The organism is uncultured Maricaulis sp. (genome assembly GCF_905480005.1).
GTDB lineage: Bacteria > Pseudomonadota > Alphaproteobacteria > Caulobacterales > Maricaulaceae > Maricaulis.
Map to the genome: position 1 here is coordinate 17,820 of NZ_CAJQOO010000187.1, position 17,581 is coordinate 35,400.

Annotated in this window: 17 protein-coding genes, 1 tRNA gene and 1 pseudogene; 10 read left to right on the forward strand and 9 right to left on the reverse strand. The window is 62.9% G+C overall.

Going from position 1 to position 17,581, the window contains the following annotated elements:
* The first annotated feature begins 81 nt into the window (after window positions 1-81).
* Window positions 82-1,350, forward strand: coding sequence for an MFS transporter (locus QZ266_RS15025; RefSeq protein WP_295696590.1), 1,269 nt, complete (start codon window positions 82-84; stop codon window positions 1,348-1,350).
* A gap of 89 nt (window positions 1,351-1,439) precedes the next feature.
* Here the strand turns inward: QZ266_RS15025 and infC are convergent, their stop codons facing one another.
* From infC to QZ266_RS15040, 3 genes are all read right to left on the reverse strand, one after another.
* Window positions 1,440-1,979: a translation initiation factor IF-3 gene (gene infC / locus QZ266_RS15030; RefSeq protein ID WP_295696623.1), complete on the reverse strand. Its 540-nt coding sequence runs from the start codon at window positions 1,977-1,979 to the stop codon at window positions 1,440-1,442.
* A gap of 153 nt (window positions 1,980-2,132) precedes the next feature.
* A complete protein-coding gene (locus tag QZ266_RS15035) occupies window positions 2,133-3,116 on the reverse strand; it encodes a glycosyltransferase family 9 protein (RefSeq protein ID WP_295696592.1) in 984 nt (327 codons plus the stop codon).
* Window positions 3,113-4,252, reverse strand: coding sequence for a glycosyltransferase family 4 protein (locus QZ266_RS15040; RefSeq protein WP_295696594.1), 1,140 nt, complete (start codon window positions 4,250-4,252; stop codon window positions 3,113-3,115). Before QZ266_RS15040 ends, QZ266_RS15035 begins: the two co-directional genes overlap by 4 nt.
* 213 nt (window positions 4,253-4,465) lie before the next feature.
* Between QZ266_RS15040 and QZ266_RS15045 the strand changes: the two genes are divergently transcribed.
* Window positions 4,466-5,137 (forward strand): hypothetical protein, encoded by a 672-nt coding sequence (locus QZ266_RS15045; RefSeq protein WP_295696596.1) that lies wholly within the window; start codon window positions 4,466-4,468, stop codon window positions 5,135-5,137.
* Here QZ266_RS15045 and QZ266_RS15050 read toward each other — a convergent pair whose 3' ends face one another.
* The 4 genes from QZ266_RS15050 to QZ266_RS15065 form a co-directional block, all read right to left on the reverse strand.
* The gene (locus tag QZ266_RS15050; RefSeq protein ID WP_295696598.1) at window positions 5,138-6,109 is read right to left on the reverse strand and encodes a diguanylate cyclase; all 972 of its coding nucleotides are present in this window, start codon (window positions 6,107-6,109) and stop codon (window positions 5,138-5,140) included. It lies immediately after the preceding gene.
* A gap of 126 nt (window positions 6,110-6,235) precedes the next feature.
* Window positions 6,236-7,354, reverse strand: coding sequence for a tRNA epoxyqueuosine(34) reductase QueG (gene queG / locus QZ266_RS15055; RefSeq protein WP_295696600.1), 1,119 nt, complete (start codon window positions 7,352-7,354; stop codon window positions 6,236-6,238).
* A gap of 9 nt (window positions 7,355-7,363) precedes the next feature.
* The gene (locus tag QZ266_RS15060; RefSeq protein WP_295696602.1) at window positions 7,364-8,041 is read right to left on the reverse strand and encodes a glutathione S-transferase family protein; all 678 of its coding nucleotides are present in this window, start codon (window positions 8,039-8,041) and stop codon (window positions 7,364-7,366) included.
* A 31-nt stretch (window positions 8,042-8,072) separates the two neighbouring features.
* A complete protein-coding gene (locus QZ266_RS15065) occupies window positions 8,073-9,044 on the reverse strand; it encodes a cation diffusion facilitator family transporter (RefSeq protein ID WP_295696604.1) in 972 nt (323 codons plus the stop codon).
* A 150-nt stretch (window positions 9,045-9,194) separates the two neighbouring features.
* Between QZ266_RS15065 and QZ266_RS15070 the strand changes: the two genes are divergently transcribed.
* A complete protein-coding gene (locus QZ266_RS15070; protein WP_295696607.1) occupies window positions 9,195-10,001 on the forward strand; it encodes an undecaprenyl-diphosphate phosphatase in 807 nt (268 codons plus the stop codon).
* Between the two features lie 75 nt (window positions 10,002-10,076).
* Window positions 10,077-10,964, forward strand: coding sequence for a CPBP family intramembrane glutamic endopeptidase (locus tag QZ266_RS15075; protein ID WP_295696608.1), 888 nt, complete (start codon window positions 10,077-10,079; stop codon window positions 10,962-10,964).
* A gap of 20 nt (window positions 10,965-10,984) precedes the next feature.
* Here the strand turns inward: QZ266_RS15075 and QZ266_RS15080 are convergent, their stop codons facing one another.
* Window positions 10,985-11,950, reverse strand: a complete 966-nt coding sequence (locus QZ266_RS15080) for a complex I NDUFA9 subunit family protein (protein WP_295696610.1) — start codon at window positions 11,948-11,950, stop codon at window positions 10,985-10,987.
* Window positions 11,951-12,114: 164 nt separating this feature from the next.
* Here QZ266_RS15080 and QZ266_RS15085 point away from each other — a divergent pair.
* From QZ266_RS15085 to QZ266_RS15110, 6 genes are all read left to right on the forward strand, one after another.
* Window positions 12,115-12,201: transfer RNA gene (locus tag QZ266_RS15085), tRNA-Leu, on the forward strand.
* Between the two features lie 181 nt (window positions 12,202-12,382).
* The gene (locus tag QZ266_RS15090) at window positions 12,383-13,606 is read left to right on the forward strand and encodes an integrase arm-type DNA-binding domain-containing protein (protein ID WP_295696612.1); all 1,224 of its coding nucleotides are present in this window, start codon (window positions 12,383-12,385) and stop codon (window positions 13,604-13,606) included.
* A 76-nt stretch (window positions 13,607-13,682) separates the two neighbouring features.
* A complete protein-coding gene (locus tag QZ266_RS15095) occupies window positions 13,683-14,348 on the forward strand; it encodes a hypothetical protein (RefSeq protein WP_295696614.1) in 666 nt (221 codons plus the stop codon).
* Window positions 14,349-14,458: 110 nt separating this feature from the next.
* Window positions 14,459-14,665 (forward strand): AlpA family transcriptional regulator, encoded by a 207-nt coding sequence (locus QZ266_RS15100; protein ID WP_295696615.1) that lies wholly within the window; start codon window positions 14,459-14,461, stop codon window positions 14,663-14,665.
* 23 nt (window positions 14,666-14,688) lie between these two features.
* Window positions 14,689-15,105 carry a hypothetical protein gene (locus QZ266_RS15105; protein ID WP_295696617.1) on the forward strand — a complete coding sequence of 139 codons (417 nt, stop codon included), beginning with the start codon at window positions 14,689-14,691 and terminating at the stop codon, window positions 15,103-15,105.
* Between the two features lie 261 nt (window positions 15,106-15,366).
* On the forward strand, window positions 15,367-15,996 hold the full coding sequence (locus QZ266_RS15110) for a hypothetical protein (protein ID WP_295696619.1): 630 nt from the start codon (window positions 15,367-15,369) through the stop codon (window positions 15,994-15,996).
* A gap of 63 nt (window positions 15,997-16,059) precedes the next feature.
* Here QZ266_RS15110 and QZ266_RS15115 read toward each other — a convergent pair.
* A pseudogene (locus tag QZ266_RS15115) lies at window positions 16,060-17,581 on the reverse strand (type I restriction endonuclease subunit R); the annotation flags it as partial.

The following is a 17,581-nucleotide window of genomic DNA, read 5'->3' on the forward strand; positions in this document are numbered from 1 at the left end:
GCCAGACTGTTGAATTTTCGGAGGAAAGCGCGTTAATCGAGTCTCGCGCCGCGTCGGGCGGCGAAGTCCGGATTTCGCCTCGTGCTGACGCCCTCCCTGTCGATTTTCTCCAATCAGGCCTACCGCCACTACTGGATCATGCGGCAATTGCTGTCGGCTGCGCGCCAGATGCAGGCGGTGGCGATTGGCTGGCAAGTCTATGACGTCGCGCGCCAGACCCGGTCAGTCGAGGAATCGGCACTGCTGCTCGGCTTTGTCGGCCTGGCCATGTTCGCGCCGGTCTTCTTCCTGTCACTGCTTGGCGGGCAGGCCGCGGACCGGCTTGATCGGAAACTCATCCTGATTGTCACCAATCTGATCCGGGTCGCGTGCGCCTTCGCCCTCGCAGTCAGCCCGTTCTTCACCGGACCGGTCACCCTGGTCATCGTCTATGGCGCCGCGACTTTCCTCGGCGTGACCCATGCCTTCTCGCCCGCCGCCTCGAGCGCGCTGATGGCGCGGATCGTTCCGCGCGATGACATGCGCCAGGCCATTGCCTGGAATTCGCTCGGCTTCCAGGGCGCGGCCATTGGCGGGCCGGCGATCGGCGGCCTGCTATACATTCTGGGGCCGACCACCGTCTATCTGGTCAGCGCTGGCATGCTGGCCGTCGCGACCGTCTTCATCGCGACCGCCCGAACACCGCGTCACGAAAAACTGGAAGGCCAGCGCGGCCTCTCAATGGTCATCGAAGGCCTGCGCTATGTGCGCGACAACAAGGTCGTGCTGGGCGCGATCTCGCTCGACCTTGTCGTGGTCCTGTTCGGCGGGGTCACGGCCCTGTTGCCGGTTTTTGCCCGGGATGTCCTGCATACCGACACGGTCGGGCTTGGCCTGCTGCGCACCGCACCGGCCATCGGTGCCGCCATCATCGCGCTTTTGCTGGCGACCCGACCGCTGACACGACGCATTGGTGCCTGGATGCTGGCGGCCATCGCAGTCTATGGCGTCGCCATGATCGGCTTCGCCCTGTCAGAAGTCCTGATCCTGTCCATGATTGCTCTGGCGGTGACCGGCGCTGCCGACATGATCTCGGTCTTTATCCGCCAGTCCATCATCCAGCTGGCGACGCCAATGGGCATGCGCGGGCGGGTCTCGGCTGTGGAGTTCATCTTCATCTCGGCGTCGAATGAGCTGGGTGAGTTCGAATCCGGAGTCGCCGCCCGCTTTCTCGGGCCAGTCGGCGCCGTATTGCTGGGCGGTGGCATGGCCCTGGTTACCGCGGCGGCCTGGTTCCGGCTCTTCCCGCAACTGGCGAAGACCGACGGGTTGGAACATGTCGATGAGGCGCCCGCCAAGCCGGCCGGTTGAAAACAAGCACGGCCTGAAATCAAAACGGCCTGGAAACAAAAACGGCGCCCGTCGAGGCGCCGTTTTCGTGTCTGGTCGGGGAGGTCCGCCTAGCGCGGTGCCATCACCATGACCATGAGGCGGCCTTCGAGCTTGGGCTCGAACTCGACCTTGGCGATTTCACCGAAATCTGCCTTGACCCGGTTCATGATGTCCATGCCGCGATCCTGGTGAGCCATTTCACGGCCCCGGAAACGCAGGGTCACCTTGACCTTGTCGCCAGCTTCGAAAAAGCGCGTCATCGCCTTCGTTTTCACCTGATAGTCGTGAATATCGATATTCGGACGCATCTTGATCTCTTTGATCTCGACGGTCTTCTGCTTCTTCTTGGCCTCGGCCTTTTTCTTCTGATCCTGGTATTTCAGCTTGCCATAATCGACGATCTTGCAAACAGGCGGATCGGCATTGGGCGACACTTCAACGAGGTCGAGTCCGGCTTCCTCGGCCGCTTCAAGCGCCGCTTCAGTCGGCATAATGCCTTGTTTTTCTCCAGTTTCGTCGATCAGGAGCACCCGCGGTACGCGGATATCCCGGTTTATGCGCGGGCCCTCTTTCTTGGGCGGTTGCGCAGCGTGCGGTCTACGGGCTATGGCATCTTCTCCCTTGTGGCCCCAAAGCTGAACCTAACTAATCCTCCCGGGAGGGCGCAGGATCAAGCCCTAAACAGGCAAAATGCGCCTCAGGTCCGCCGGGAGGCGGGCACTATGGTGAAATGAACACAATTGGCAAGCTTGCTGAGCGGTTCACGCCGCAGCCGGAGCGTCGGCAAAGCCGCCGGCGAAGCGCATGGCGGCGATCGCCTCCTCCGGCGTGACCTGGGCCAATGTCGTCGCATGCATCAAAATGACCGGCGCAGAGCCGCGCGGCGCGATCAGTGCGGGATCCCCGACATCGCCATAAAGCGCCAGAGCGGGCGCCCCCGATGCGGCCAGCAAATGCAGGAGCGGGGTGTCTTCGGAGAAAACGAAACAGGTCCGCCGGGCCAGACCCGCCAGCTGAGGCAGCTTGGCCTTGCCCGTGATGTCGCGGGCGCCCGGCGCAACCTGCGACACATGTCGACCGACATCGCGCGTATCCGGTCCGCCGATCAGGGCTGGCGTAATGCCGGCCTGCAGCAATTCATGCGCAAGGGCGGCCCATTTTTCCATCGGCCAGCGCAAGGCCGGCTTCACACTCTCGCCGGCCGGGGCGAGCAGGGCGAAGGGACCATTGAGGCCAAAATATTCCGGGTCGAGCATGCGCGACTGTTTGGCCAGGAAATCGACCCAGCTTGCATCCGGGGCCGGGGCCCCGCCAAGCGGGTAATAGTCCGGTGTGAGCCCGAGCGCGGCATTGAGCGCGCCGGATACGGCATCCACCGGATGCTGCGGATCGCCTTCGCGCGCCGCGACCTCATGCCATTTGCATTTCGAGAAACGGAAGAGCCCCTTGATCTTGCGGCTGTCTGCGGTCCCGGCCAGATCGAAAATCCTGACGGGCTTGGACAGTTTGATCCGCTTGTCGCGCAACCCGGCCATCGGACGGGTATCCGGACAGGCGTCGGTCTCGATGGCATTGAACCAGGGGCAATGCCTCAGCAGGCTCTCGAAATCCGGCGTGGTGAGCAACACGATCCGGTCGCGCCGATACGTGTCGCGAATGATCTTGGCGGCCGCCAGCATGCGGACGGTCGAGGTCAGATCACCCCAATGAAGAATATAGGTTATGTCGCGCTGCGGCTCGGTCATGGGGAGGAGTTTAGAACCTCATGATAGACCCGCAAAGTCGAAGCTTGCAGGGAGCGGGCAGAAAAATGCGTTGTGATGTAGTTGCGCGCCGCCCCGGCCATGTCCGCGCGCGCTTCCGGGCTGAGTGAAAGCGCCGCCGAAACCGCGGCAGACAGCGCCCGGGCATCGCCCGGAGGCACACGCCAGCCGGTTTCACCATCGCGCACAACCTCGCGGGCGCCGCCATGATCGGCCGCGATAACGAGACGCCCCATTGCCCCGGCCTCGGCTGCGGTCCGCCCGAAGGCCTCCGGCTCGACAGACGGGGTCAGGACAAGATCGCTGAGGGCGAAGGCGGCCGGCATGTCGCTACAATGACCAACACGATGAACCCGGTCTGCAACGCCAAGTTGGCGCGCCAATTCATCGAGCTCAGCCACATAGGCTTCACGCCCCTGGGCATCACCGGCGAGCAAGAGGTGCGGTGCCGGGTCCAGGGCGGGCAAGCCAGCCAGGGCCCGGACCGCCTCGCGTTGCCCCTTCCAGCCGGTCAGACGACCCGGCAGCAGAAGGCGCGGCCCATCGACCCCATCCACACGCCAGTCCCGGGCCAGCGCCTCGACCCGCTCGGCTGTCACAGCAGCGGGATCGAAGCGCGCCAGGTCGACACCGCGCGGGATCACCACCAGACGGTCTTCCGGCACGGCATGTTCGCGGCGCACATGGTCGGCGATGAAACTGGAATTGGCGATCACCCGCTCTCCGGCCGCCATGACGGCGTTATACCGCCGTTTGAGGCTGGAGCGGGCGTTATAGGTGCCATGATAGGTCGTGACGAAATGCGCCTCGGTGCGATCACAGGCCCATTTGGCACTCCAGGCCGGCGCCCGTGAGCGCGCATGCACGATCTGCACCCCCTCGCGCCGGATGAGCGCGACCAGGGCGCGCATGTTGGACCACAAGGTCAGCGGATTCTTGCTCGCCACCGGAAGCCGGATCAACTCGCCGCCGATCGCGGCCAATTCGGACTCCAGGCGTCCGCCCTCACTGGCAATCAATGCCCGGCCGCCCGCCTCGACCACCGCCTCGGCGACTTCCAGTGTCGTGCGCTCGGCACCGCCGGCTTCAAGTTCGGGGATGACCTGGAGAATGATCATGAAAGGGAGGGAGTCCTCATCAGCGCCGAGCACGTCTCGGAAAGCTGTTGCTCTCTTTTTCCATAGCTCGGCCCGGAAAACAAACCTCGGTGTCGCCACACGGGTGTGTGAACGGGGACTATCCTGGCGCGGCTGTTCTGCATTATTGCTGAGAGCAGGATCGGCGACGCGGGGGCGTACGGTCCGGTGTCAGTCCTGTCCTGGAGTTGCCCCATGCGCCTTGCCCTGCCCGCCTGCCTTCTTGTGCTGGCCCTCGCCCCGAACACACTCGCCCAGACCGATGCGGCCTATCGCGAACGGGTGCGCTTTGATGCCTGCCTCGGCCAGGTCCAGCTCAATCCCAGCGACGCGCTCGAGCGGGCGCAGACCTGGCGCCTTGAAGGCGGCGGCTGGCCGGCGGAAGTGTGCGAGGCCCGGGCCCTGATCGCGCTCGGTGAGCCCGCAATCGGTGCCGATATTCTGGCCAATCTGTCAGATGGCCTCGCCGTCGGCATGGTCGATGCGGAGCGCGCCGAACTGCTGACCCTTGCCGGGGACACCCGTTTCGCTCAAGGCATGATCGACGCAGCGGACGAGGCCTATGACGCGGCTCTGGACCTCCAGCCGGACGCCATTGCCACCCGGCTCGCACGGGCGCAATTGCGTGCCGAGACGCAGGACTGGGACGGCCTGGCCGAGGATGCTGACGTGCTTGTGGAACAGGCGCCCTATCTGGCTGCCGGCTGGCGCTATCGGGGTCAGGCCCATCTGGCGCGCGGCGAGCTGGACGCCGCCTGGGCCGCCATGGAAAATGCCCGCGAACAGGAGCCGGACGACATTCCGTCCCTGCTTCTGCGTGGCGCGATCCTGGAAGCGCGCCGAACGGCAACCAATGATGACGAGTAATCAGCCTACGGCGCGGATGGCCTGATCAGACGGCGACTGGCCGTCATCGAGCTCGACACGATTGCGGCCTGCAGCCTTGGCGCGATACAGCGCTGAATCCGCGGCCTGCAGCAGCAGGTCCGGCGCGGCAATGAGATCCCCATTCCCGAGGCTGGCGACGCCCAGGGTGGCCGAAACCGCAATGCCTTTGTCGCTGTCGGTCTTGATGGCCATGGCCTCAACAGCCGCACGGATCCGCTCTCCGGCCAGCGATGCCGAATGCAGGCCCGCGCCCGGGAGGACGACACAGAACTCCTCGCCGCCCAGCCGCCCCAGCATGTCGCCGCTGCGCAGACAGGCCTGGATCGCAATCACCGTATCGATCAGCACGGCATCGCCCGCGGCGTGACCGTGCGTGTCATTGATGGTCTTGAAGTGATCGAGATCGACCATGACAACCGAAAGCGGTGTGTCATCCCGGGTCGCATTCTGGGCCTTCATCTCGAGATATTGCATGAAGGCGCGACGATTGGCGGTTCCGGTCAGCGCGTCGGTCTCCGCAAGGCTGCGGAATTGTTTCTGCATGCGAACCAGGCGACTGGCGGCCCGCAGGCGAGCCCGCAATTCGGTCATGTTGACCGGCTTCCGGATGAAGTCGTCAGCGCCCGCATCGAGCGATTCCTCGACCCGCCGGTCCTCACCGGACGCGGTGACGACGATCGTGTAGACGGACTCGGTCTCGGCATTCGATTTGAGCGACCAGCAGGCTTCCAGGCCCGACACCGATCCGACCTCGATACCGGTGAGGAAAATGTCGACCGGCATCAATGTCAGGACTTTGAGCGCCTCTTCGGCCGACGAGGCTGTCTGGACGGAATAACCTGCCTGGCTTACCGCTTCGGACAGGATGCGCAGCTGCACACTGCTATGCTCGCAGATAAGAACCGAAATCGCCTCAGGCGGCATGTCGCTTTGAAAGTCTGCCGACGTCATGCTGCGCCGCCCTTGTTCAAACCGGTCATGACTCTTGCCCCCCCGAACATTCTGTCATCGTCGTGCTTCAGGATGTCAGGCTAGCGCCTCAAAAGACAATATCCCCTCAATGGGCGACCGGATTTCTTATTCGGACAGGGCCAGGACACGGCGCCATTCGGCGCCGACACCCTCATCCGCCTCGACTTCCAGCGCCGCACCCGCGGCGGCTTCAGCCCGCCCCCTGTCAAGCCGGGCAAGCGCCCACACGGCCATCGCCCGCACCGCAGGCGCCTCGTCCGTCAGCCCGTCCTCGACCCGGGGGATCAGCTGCGCATCGCCGGAATTTCCGATCGCGATCATGACATTGCGGACAAAGCGGTCGCGCCCGATCCGCTTGACCGGCGAGGCGGTGAAGACCTGGCGGAAGGCGGCATCATCGAGCGCCGCCAGCTCTGCCAGGAGCGGCCCCTTGAGCTCCGGGCGGGGATGGAAGGCCATCTCGGCGCTGGTCTGCGCAAACTTGTTCCACGGGCAGACCGCGAGGCAGTCATCGCAGCCATAGATACGATTGCCCATGGCGGCACGGAATTCGAGCGGGATAACGCCCTTGTGCTCGATGGTCAGATAGGAAATGCACCGCCGCGCATCGAGCCGATAGGGCTCTGGAAAAGCGTCGGTCGGGCAGATGTCGAGACAGGCCCGGCACGACCCGCACGTATCGCGCTCTGGCGGATCCGGCTCCAGCTCGGCCGCGGTCAGCATCACGCCGAGAAACAGCCAGGAGCCGAAATCCCGTGAGACCAGATTTGTGTGTTTACCCTGCCAGCCCATACCCGCTTTTTCCGCCAGCGGCTTTTCCATCAGGGGGGCGGTGTCGACGAAGACCTTGACCTGCTGACCGGTTTTCTCCGCGAAAGCGCGGGCGAGGTGTTTCAGGCGTTTCTTGAGCAGGTCGTGATAATCGGCGTTTTGCGCATAGACGCTAACCACACCTTCCGAGCGTCGTTCCAGAAGCGGCAGCGGATCCTGCTCCGGCCCGTAATTCAGCCCGACCACCACGGCCGACTTCGCATCCGGCCACATCGCCGTGGGATGCTGACGCCGCGCCAGCGTCTCCGCCATCCACCCCATCGAGCCGTGATGACCATCGGCGACAAACTCGGCGAGACGCTCACCCGCCTCCCAGGCCTCATCGGCCCGGCAGATGCGGACCGCGGAGAAGCCGAGTTCGAGGGCGAGGGATTTGACGGAGTCGGGGCCCATTCGCCGTGCCTAAAAATCCAGATCCGCATAATGCGCCGCCGCCGGCACGCCCGGCAGCTTGTCCGCCAGCAGGCTCCGGAAGGCCGGGCGGCATTTGACGCGGGAATACCATTGCTTGACGGGCTCGAACTCGTCCCAGGGCACATCGCCGAGATAGTCCGCGCAGGACAGGTGCGCCGCCGCCGCGATGTCGGCGAGGGTGTAGCGCGGGCCGGCCAGACCGTCACGCGCCTCCAGAAGCCAGGCCATATGGTCGAGATGCCAGCGCAAATGCTCCCGGCCGGCGCGCAAGGCGGCCGGGTCCGGGGCGCCGAGACCCTGCGCCTTTTTCTCCAGCTTTTCATGCAGGAGATAGGCATTCACCTCGCCATCATATTTGCGATCAAACCAGTCAACGAGACGGCGCGCCTCGGCGCGTTCTGCCGGACCGCCCGGCAAAAGACAGGGGCTGGGCGTGGTTTCCTCGAGATATTCCAGGATGGCCCGGCTCTCGACGATGACACGCCGACCGCCACCGCTTTCATCGACCAGGACCGGCGTGGTGCCGGCGGGATTGAGCGACAGAAGATCGTCCGGACGCTCCCAGGGCACTTCCAGCTGCAGGTCATGACGCAAGGATTTCTCCTCGAGCACGAGGCGAACCTGTCGGGAAAACGGGTCGAGGGGCCAGAAGTGGAGCGTACGCATGGTGTCAGGCTAACCCGCTTCAACCGGAAGTCTAAGCGTCCTTGGACGTGCTTTCTGCATTGAAAAATTCAGCGCCGTGCGGCTCGGCCTCTCCATGCGGGTCGGGATGGATGAGAATGTCGGCGGCCGGGTAGGCATCCATCAGGCGCCGCTCGCAGTCGACGAGAATGCCATGCGCCTCGCTGAGCGTGAGATCGGGGTCCAGCGCGAGGTGAAACTGGATATGGATGAGCGGGCCGGACGCGCGCGTGCGCAGCTCATGGATATCGATGATGCGCGGGTCATCACCGGCCAGCCTGCGGATATGCTCGCGCGCCTCGTCCGGCAATTCGCGATCCATGAGCTGGTCACCGGCGCCGCGCGCCACGCCCCAGGCCGTCCAGAACAGCCAGAGCGAGACCGCCAGCGCCGCAACCGCGTCCAGCCAGAGCAGTCCGCCCACGGTCGCGCCGACAATGCCCACGATAACAACCGCATTGGCGCCGAGGTCCGAGAAATAATGGGCCCGGTCACCTTCCACCGCTACCGACCCGGTCTCCTTTACCGCCCGTGTCTGTACGACCAGCAGGCCCAGCGTCATCACGATGGAGAGGCCCATTACGGCGATGGCCCAGCCACTGGCGCGCACTTCCACCGGATTGAACAGATGCTCGACGCCCTCTCGCAGGAGAAGGACAGCCGACATGGCGACGAAAATGGCCTGCATGATGCCGGCAAAGGCTTCTGCCTTGCCATGCCCGAAACGGTGCTCCGCATCAGCGGGCTCGGCGGCGTAGCGAACGGACAGATAGACGGTCAGCGAAGCCGTCAGGTCGAGCAGGCTGTCTGCCATGGACGCCAGCAGGGCGACCGAACCGGACATCCACCACACCACGGCCTTGGTCAGGGTCAGAATGAGGGCCACCGCGACAGAGGCGGCTGTGGCCTGACCGGTATGGCTGAGCGCTTCTTTCGGGCTCAGCCGCCCGGGCCCTTGCGGGCTGCCAGCGAAATCATGGGGCATGGATCCGTCCTTCTGCACCGGTTTTGGGCCGCTGCGGCTTTGCCGTCAATCGGGCCGACCCTGCCGGGCAGGCTGCGGACGGGGCAAGGCGCTGGCCAAGCCCCGCCGTTTGATCAAATATCCCTTCTCACCCTCCAGCAGGCCGGTTTCATGAGCTTGATCTATCTCATTCTTCTCGCGCTCGTGCAGGGCATTACCGAATTTCTGCCGATCTCCTCGTCGGCCCACCTCATCCTCGCACCCGAAGTCACAGGCCAGGCTGATCAGGGACCGCTGATCGATGTCATGGCGCACGCCGGTTCACTGCTGGCCGTCCTGATCTATTTCCGCCGCGATATCGGCGCCGTTGCCATCGGCAAGCTGGCCCTTCTCCAGGGCCGGATGACACCCGGTGGCCGGATTGCGCTGCTCGTCGGTGCCTCGATGCCGCCGATCTTCATCGTCGCCGGCGGTCTTGTCGCATTCGATCTCGTCGACACGCTGCGTTCGCCGCTGGTGATCGCGATCGCGACCCTGGTTTTCGCCTTGCCGCTCTGGCTCGCCGACCGCTATGGCCGCCAGGTCGACACATTGGAGACGATGAGTTTTCGCCAGGCCGCCCTGATCGGCCTTGCCCAGCTCTTTGCGCTCATCCCCGGTGCCTCGCGCTCGGGCGTCACCATGACCGCCGCGCGCGGGCTGGGACTGACCCGCCAGGAGAGCGCCCGCTTCTCCATGCTGATGGCCATTCCCGTCATTGCCGCATTTGGGCTGATCTCCCTGATCGAGCTGGCCCGCACCGACGGCGCTGCTGCCGGGGCCAACCTGGCCAACGGTCTCATCGTGGCCGGCCTGTCCACGATAACGGCGTGGGCCGCGATCGCCGTCCTGATGAAACTGGTCGACCGGATCGGCTTCCTGCCCTTCGCCCTCTATCGGGTTGCACTGGGTCTCGCACTCCTCGCCTTCTTTATTTAGCGGTTTGACGAAATTCCTTGCCCTGGCCGGGCACGCATGATTGATTAGGGATAAACCTAATTAAGAGAGATCGCCATGCGCGCCCTGTCCGTCTTCCTCCTCATCGCCTTCGGTTTCAGCTGGGCAATCGCCTATCTCATCCATGTCACCGGCGGGCTGGGCGCCCAAGGACCGCTGGGAAGTCTGGGCCTTTTGTCCCTGATGATGATGGGGCCCGCCCTCGCGGGCCTGGTCTGCATCTTCATCTTCGACGAGGGCAGGCGATTGGCGGCGATTGGCTTGGCCGGTTTCGGCCTCGGCCGCATCGCAGTGTGGACCCTGGTCGGCTGGCTGTTGCCGATCCTGATCTGCGCCCTCGCCATCGGCGCCACACTCGCCCTGTCCGGACAGGCACCGGGCGACCCGACAGCCGTCATCGCCGCCCAGATCGCCGCCAGTGGCGAGGACATACCGATGGATGCCCGCACCTTGCTGATGATCCAGCTCGCGGTCGGACTGCCTGTTGGCATCCTTTTCAACACCGTCTTCCTGATGATCAGCGAAGAGCTTGGCTGGCGGGGCTGGTTGCAGCCGCGCCTGTCCGGTCTGGGCTTCTGGCCGATGTGCGGGGTGGTCGGCGTATTGTGGGGTATCTGGCACGCCCCCATTATCCTGATGGGATATAATTATCCGGGCCTGGGCTGGACCGGGGTGGCCGTCATGACGCTCTTCACCACGCTGTGGACGCCCTATCACGCCTATCTGCGAGAACGCGGCGGCCTGGTTGCCGCGGCCGGACTGCACGGCTCCCTGAACGCGGTTGCCGGGGTCTCGCTGCTATTCCTGTCGACGCCACAATGGCCGTGGAACGGGCCCCTGGGCGTCGGCGGTCTACTGGTTCTGGCCGCCGGACTGCCCGTCCTCGCCTGGCAACGCCAAGGCCAGAAAAAACGGGCCGCGTCAGAACGCGGCCCGCTTGACTAGGTCGAGATGCAATCGCGGGATCAGGCTTCGCGCTCGTGGAACTGGCCATAGCGGCGATAGCGCTCAAGATAGCTCGGCACGATGGCCTCCACCGTCTCACCGGCGATACCGAGATCCGCCAAACCCTTGGCGCCGTCGGCAACAACATTGTCAGAGCGCAGCTGGATCAGCTGGTCGCGCGTGATCACCACCGGCATCAGCGGCAGGGCACCGACGATTTCGGACACGGTCGCAATCACGCTGCCAATTGCCCAGGGCAGCGGCAGGAGAAAGCGCGGCCGGTCGATCTCGTCGAGAATGAACTTCATCAGCGCTTCAAACGTGTAGGTGCCCGGTCCGCCGAGCTCATAGGTCTCGCCGCGCGCCTCGCTGCGCTCGAAGGCCGCCAGGACGGCCTTGGCAACATCGCCGGCGAAGACCGGCTGGAATTTGGTCTGGCCACCGCCGAAGAGCGGCAGGGCTGGTACGAAGCGGGCCATGGCGCCGAAGCGATTGAAGAAGCCGTCCTCGGTTCCGAAAATAATGGACGGCCGCAGGATCGTTGCCTCGGGGATCGCGGCGAGGACTGATGCTTCGCCTTCGGCCTTGGAGCGGGCATAGCGCGACTCGCTCTCGGACGACGCGCCGATCGCCGAGACCTGGATCATGCGGGAAATGCCCATGCCGGCCGCCGCTTCGGCAATCGTCCTGGCCCCGAGCGCATGCAGGCGGGAGAAGGTCTGGCGGCCATTCTCATTGAGGACACCCACCAGATTGACCACGCCGGAGGCGCCATCCAGGGCACGCTCGACCGAGCTGGGCACGCGCAGATTGGCCTGGATCAGCTGAACCTGGCCAACCACACCCATGACACGCAGGTCCTGGGCCAGGTGCGGACGGCGCGAAGCGACGCGGACCCGGTAGCCGGCCTTGGCCAGCGCCCGAACCACGTGACGCCCGACAAAGCCGGACCCGCCGAATACGGTGATGATCTCGTCTCTCAGCATGGATTGCCCTCGCGGAAATAGGGTTTGTCCGGGATAGACCAAAAAACCGCGCGCCTGTCCATGCGGCAATGCGCTTGGCGCTGAACTGCGGAACACAGCACCGCGTGCACGCAAGCCGTTGACAGCGCCCCGCCCCGGCTTTAGTTACCGCGCCTCGCACACCTGCCCAGGTGGCGGAATTGGTAGACGCGCTGGCTTCAGGTGCCAGTTCCCGCAAGGGAGTGGAAGTTCGAGTCTTCTCCTGGGCACCATTGCTTTCTCCGAAAGCGAGCGAAACCGTCCATAAGTGCTTAAAATTAAACGGAAAACTGAGCCAACTACCTAGCCAGTTGTCCGATATGGTGCGGGTATATCCGTTGGCATGCGGGCATTTTGCGGGTAGATTTGCGGGTATCCCGAACCTGCTGCGGGATAGCCGTGAGAGGCCCGCACATGCCGCTTTCCGATCTTCAGGTGCGCCAATTCAATCCGCGCGATAAAGACTACAAGAAAGCCGATGGCGGCGGCCTGTATGTGCAGGTCCAGAAAACCGGATCCAAGCTCTGGCGGATGCGGTACCGCTTCAACGGCAAAGAGAACATTCTCTCATTCGGCCCGTATCCCGCCATCACGCTCGCAAGGGCGCGCGAATTGCGGGCCGAAGCCAAGACCCTCCTTGCCGAGGGGATAGACCCCAGCGCGCACGCCAAGGAGAAGAAGGCGGCGGAGGAAGCCCTTACCGAACACACGTTCAAGAAGATCGCTGCTGAACTGATGGCCAAGCTCCGAAGGGAGAAGAAGGCCGAAGTCACCCTGAAGAAGAAACAATGGGTGCTGGATATGGCCTATGGTGACTTTGGCGACCGGCCCATCACCGCAATCAGCGCGGCCGTTATTCTGGCGACACTCCGCAAGGTGGAAGCAAAAGGCAATTTCGAAACCGCCAAGAGACTTCGCGCGACCATCGGGCAAGTGTTTCGCTACGCCATCGCAACGGCGCGGGCAGACAATGACCCGACCTATGGGCTGAGGGGCGCATTGATCGCGCCCAAGGTTTCCCACATGGCGGCGATCACGGACCTCAAGGAATACGGCAAGCTGATCCTCGCGATCTGGGCCTATGGAAGCGGATCGCCATCCACGCGGGCAGCTCTGAAGCTCATGGCCTTGCTCTACCCGCGCCCCGGTGAATTGCGGCTGGCGCTCTGGGAAGAGTTCGACCTAGAGCGCGCGACCTGGACGATACCCGCCGCGCGCACGAAAATGCGCCGGGAACACACCAAGCATCTGCCGCAACTGGCAGTGGACATATTGCGGACGCTTCAAGCCGAGACTGGCAGCAACTACCGCGCCTTCCCGTCATCGCTCGCCCGCGACCGGCCCATCAGCGAGAACACGCTGAATCAGGCACTCCGGCGCATTGGGTTCGACAAGGATCAGCACACATCCCACGGCTTCCGGGCCAGCGCGTCGAGCCTTCTCAATGAAAGCGGGCGCTGGAATGCAGATGCGATTGAAGTCGAACTTGGCCATATTGGCGCGGATGAAGTGCGCCGCGCCTACCACCGGGCACGGTATTGGGATGAACGCGTGAAGATGGCGGACTGGTGGGCCGGCGAGATTGCTGAATTCGTTCCCACGGGGCTTTGCGATGAAGAAAAGGAAATCGGACACTAGGTTAGCGGAGGGCGTGCCGTACGACAGATATGGGCTCTCTCGGCAGCACAATGGGGTTACTGGAGATTTCAATGACTTGTCGAAGGCGTTCAAATCTAACCCAACAATTGAACATTACGTTCAGCTGAGGCGCTCGAACCCCGAAGTGTTGATCGAAGTTGCCACAAGTTGGTCCATCGACTGGCTCTTTGCGAACGCCGACATTCTCAAGCAACACGGCATTAACCCGGAAACCATGGCTGGTGCCCTTGATGCTGACCCGGCCTGCATCAGCGCGATCAGTTTGAAGCTGATGGAATGCTTGATCGAGCGGGAGGCCAAGGAATCCGCGGGCGAAACCCATGTCCAAAGCCGGGGAAACGCAATCGGCAATAGCTTGGTAAGCTATCTGATAGCCATGATGTTAGATGCTCTGGACCGGAATGACGAAATGCACATTCCTAGAGACCTAGTAGTCCTTATAAAGCATCAAATTGGCGCCGAGCGCTCATCAGAAGATAGGGCTATGGAGGCCCGCAATAATCGCTCCAATTCAACCTGGATAGCTGCGCAACTACGGTACCAGGGCCAACCGGGTTCGATCCGACAAGTCGCGAGAACCTTGAACCTCAACCCCTCAACTGTCGCCAGATGGTTCAATGACGAAAATACTTTTGAGGAGGAGGTACAGAAACAGCTATCGATCCTCCGCAGCGATATGATGGCACATGTAAGAGAACGTCTGGATAGCTACAAGCTGTAGTGTTGCAATCAAAACCACGTGCGCAACACCCTGTCCGTCTGCGAGCAATGATGTGCGCTACTAATCGGCAGCGTGCGACACTGGCCGCGATGCCAGCATCGAGACGCATCATGCAGTCCACCCCCGCATTTCCCGAAACCGGCCTTGTCCGCCTCTCATCCATCCTCGCCCCGCAAGGCCCCATTCCGGTCAGCAAGTCGACCTGGTGGCAGGGCGTGCGGGATGGGCGCTTTCCCAAGCCTCAGAAGCTGGGCGCTCGCGTGACCGTCTGGCGTGTGGAGGATATCCGCGCCTTGATCGAACACGGCGCGACATAGGCGCGGGTGTCAGGCTCAAGCCGGTGTCGCTGCCGACATATCCCAGCAGTTGCCATGATCGACCGCACGCGCGGCTCTATGATCACTGGCTGCAACACCCTGCTTGGGGGGAGCTGTCGCCACCGGCCTTCAAGATCATCGCGATCCTGCTCGCGGCGTACAGGCCGGACAGGGCCAATGCGTATCCGGTTGGCGAGCGGCGCATGGCCAAAATGTGCGGATGCGCGCCTGCCACCGCCAGGAAGGCCGTGGATGAACTCATTGAGGGCGACTTCCTGAGGGAAGAGCGCAAGGGCGGCAACCGGGGCAATGCGGCAAGCCGGGAGCGCGTGGCCTCGCTCACCCGCTATGACACCGAAACTGCTGCCGGGGATCCGAACCTGCCGATCAAGACATGGAAACGGCGCATGAAATCGGGACGCCACAAATCAGCGGCATGAACGCGTCAAATCTGATGCGCCGGAGAAACGCGCTCGATTGCCGCGACCGGCTCGAAAACCCAAGCCGGGTTGAAGGCCTCAAAGCATTTCGACCCGTCCGGAAAAGTCGTGTCCACCCGTATAGCATTGAGCAAGCGCGCATCATGACACCAAAGCCGGACCCAAGCCCGGCACAGATACCCCCGGCGCTGGGGGCGCACGACACACCGATTTGATCATCAGTTTCGCAAACGATTTCGTAAAACCGGGAAAGGCATCACGATGGGCGGATACGGATCAGGCAGGCCGGGCTGGAAAGACAAGGTGGAGGATTACCGCTGCCTGGACGTCAATCAGCTGCACCGGGCAGGCTGCCTTGCGCCGGGATTTTCCGGTGGCTGGCAATGGATGCGGGAAGGCGAGCGCGTCGCTGATATTTCCCTGCAGAGCACGGGCCGAGCGCTGACCCTTGATTTCCGGTTTCGGTGGCGGGGGGAAGACTGGAAGGACGTCCGGCAATCCGTTGCGCTTGCCTCAACGCCCTGCAGGTTCGGCGGCACGCGCCCGTGGTTCATCTGCCCCGGCGTGGTCAATGGGACACGGTGCGGACGGCGCGTCGTGAAACTCCATGCGGGCGGTCGATACTTCCTTTGCCGGCATTGCTACCGGCTGGCCTATGCGAGCCAGTCGGAACGGGAATTTGACCGGCTCTTGCGTCGCGCCAACAAGCTCCGCACCGCCCTGGGCGGGGAGCCGGGCACCGGCGCGTTGATCGCCCTGAAGCCAAAGGGCATGCACTGGAAAACCTATGATGCCCGCGTCGCAGAGATCGATCAGCTGGAAGAGGCCGCCAATCAGCTTTTCATCGCTGCCTTTCGCCACCGATGGCCGGATGTGAGCCTGTTTCTTTGACGCCTGGTTTCGAAGCTTTGTGCTTTAGGATGGACACAACCTTCTCTCCCCGCAAATAGCGGCTCAAGACGCCTCCTTCACCTGCCTCAAGGCCATCGAAAACAGCAAATCAAACACCCTCGCTCGTGCATCCCCATCTGTCAGGATGATATTCGACATCTCCCGGTCCCGCTGGAATGCTTGGATGATCTCCGGATAGACAGCCCGCTCGTAGGTCCCGCGTGAGACATCCGGCGGGTTGTTCTTGAGGGTTGCTTGCATGTTCGGGTCGGCCATCACTTTTTCGGAAGCGGCGAAGAAGCGCTGATAATCCGCCTTCGAGAACTTTGTCCCGTGCCGCTCATTGAACGCGTCGATGATCTCCTGGAGCGTCTTGGCTTCCTTCTCGGTGAAGGGTTTGGCTGCGAACTCGCTGATGGGCTTCAACTCGGTTGTTTCACCCGCGTGAAGCGAAGCCGATCCTTCTGCCTTTTGCTCGACCTTGAAGGCGGCCAAGCGCAGCATATCGTCTGTGATTTCGGGGTCTTCCGGCTGTTCCCGGTCGGGCAGCTTGCGGTCAAGCCAAGTGGCATAGACGTAGAGCTTCTCCAGCCAGCTATCCCCCAGCGTCATGATCTGGGCCAGGAAGACGTAGAAGCGCTGATAGCTCTTGAGGAGCTGCCGGAACTCCTCGCGGCGGCCTTCACCATCTTCGGCCTGCCATCTGTCGACGGCATTGCGGACAATGGCTTCAAGGGAGGGGCGGTCGGCAGTCGTCACCCCATCCTCCCTGAAGTAGATCTCAGCGAAGCGGTCGATCTCGGCCCGGTCGATGAAGCCATAGCCGATGATGTTCTGCTCCAACTCATAGATCTGGTTGGGGTCGGAGCGTTCCTCCAGCGTGGTTGTCTCGAAGAAGGGCTTGAAGGCCTCCTGGATGTCCTCGATGGAGTTCTGGAAGTCGAGAATGAAGGTCTTGTCCTTGCCTCGCTTCGTCCGGTTGAGCCGGGAGAGCGTCTGAACGGCCTGCAGCCCTGCCAACTTGCGGTCGACATACATCGCACAGAGCTTCGGCTGGTCGAACCCGGTCTGGTATTTCTCCGCGACGATCAGGAGATGGTAGCCCGGCCCATCGAACTTCTTGGGTAGTTCCGTTTCGGCGAAGCCATTGAGTTCCGGCTCGGTAATTTCACCACCAGCGCCGTCTGGGAGTGCTCCCGAGAAAGCCACAAGAACGCCCATTTCGCTGTAGCTCTTCGACGCCAGATAGCGCTCCACACCCCGATAGTACTTCAGGGCAGCGTCACGACTGGCTGTCACCACCATTGCTTTGGCTTCACCGCCCAGCTCGGCCATCACATGGCGGCGGAAATGCTCGACCATGACCTCGACCTTGTGATCGATGGCGTCGTCATGCAGGTGGGCGAACTTGGCGACCTTGCGCTGGGCTTTGGAACCTTCGAAGCGCGGATCGTCCTCGATGGTCTTCTCCAGCTCGTAATAGGCCTTGTAGGTCGAGTAGTTCTTCAGCACGTCGAGGATGAAGCCTTCCTCGATAGCCTGTCGCATGGAGTAGAGATGGAAGGGGTGAGGCTTGCCGTCTTCG

Excerpts from the sequence above, each read along its gene's own strand:
- QZ266_RS15090 (WP_295696612.1), top strand. The coding sequence starts at position 12,383 with ATGCCGCTTTCCGATCTTCAGGTGCGCCAATTCAATCCGCGCGATAAA.
- QZ266_RS15070 (WP_295696607.1), top strand. The coding sequence starts at position 9,195 with ATGAGCTTGATCTATCTCATTCTTCTCGCGCTCGTGCAGGGCATTACC.
- QZ266_RS15080 (WP_295696610.1), bottom strand. The coding sequence starts at position 11,950 with ATGCTGAGAGACGAGATCATCACCGTATTCGGCGGGTCCGGCTTTGTC.
- QZ266_RS15045 (WP_295696596.1), top strand. The coding sequence starts at position 4,466 with ATGCGCCTTGCCCTGCCCGCCTGCCTTCTTGTGCTGGCCCTCGCCCCG.
- QZ266_RS15035 (WP_295696592.1), bottom strand. The coding sequence starts at position 3,116 with ATGACCGAGCCGCAGCGCGACATAACCTATATTCTTCATTGGGGTGAT.
- QZ266_RS15100 (WP_295696615.1), top strand. The coding sequence starts at position 14,459 with ATGCAGTCCACCCCCGCATTTCCCGAAACCGGCCTTGTCCGCCTCTCA.
- QZ266_RS15040 (WP_295696594.1), bottom strand. The coding sequence starts at position 4,252 with ATGATCATTCTCCAGGTCATCCCCGAACTTGAAGCCGGCGGTGCCGAG.
- queG (WP_295696600.1), bottom strand. The coding sequence starts at position 7,354 with ATGGGCCCCGACTCCGTCAAATCCCTCGCCCTCGAACTCGGCTTCTCC.
- QZ266_RS15065 (WP_295696604.1), bottom strand. The coding sequence starts at position 9,044 with ATGCCCCATGATTTCGCTGGCAGCCCGCAAGGGCCCGGGCGGCTGAGC.
- QZ266_RS15050 (WP_295696598.1), bottom strand. The coding sequence starts at position 6,109 with ATGACGTCGGCAGACTTTCAAAGCGACATGCCGCCTGAGGCGATTTCG.
- QZ266_RS15075 (WP_295696608.1), top strand. The coding sequence starts at position 10,077 with ATGCGCGCCCTGTCCGTCTTCCTCCTCATCGCCTTCGGTTTCAGCTGG.
- QZ266_RS15060 (WP_295696602.1), bottom strand. The coding sequence starts at position 8,041 with ATGCGTACGCTCCACTTCTGGCCCCTCGACCCGTTTTCCCGACAGGTT.
- QZ266_RS15110 (WP_295696619.1), top strand. The coding sequence starts at position 15,367 with ATGGGCGGATACGGATCAGGCAGGCCGGGCTGGAAAGACAAGGTGGAG.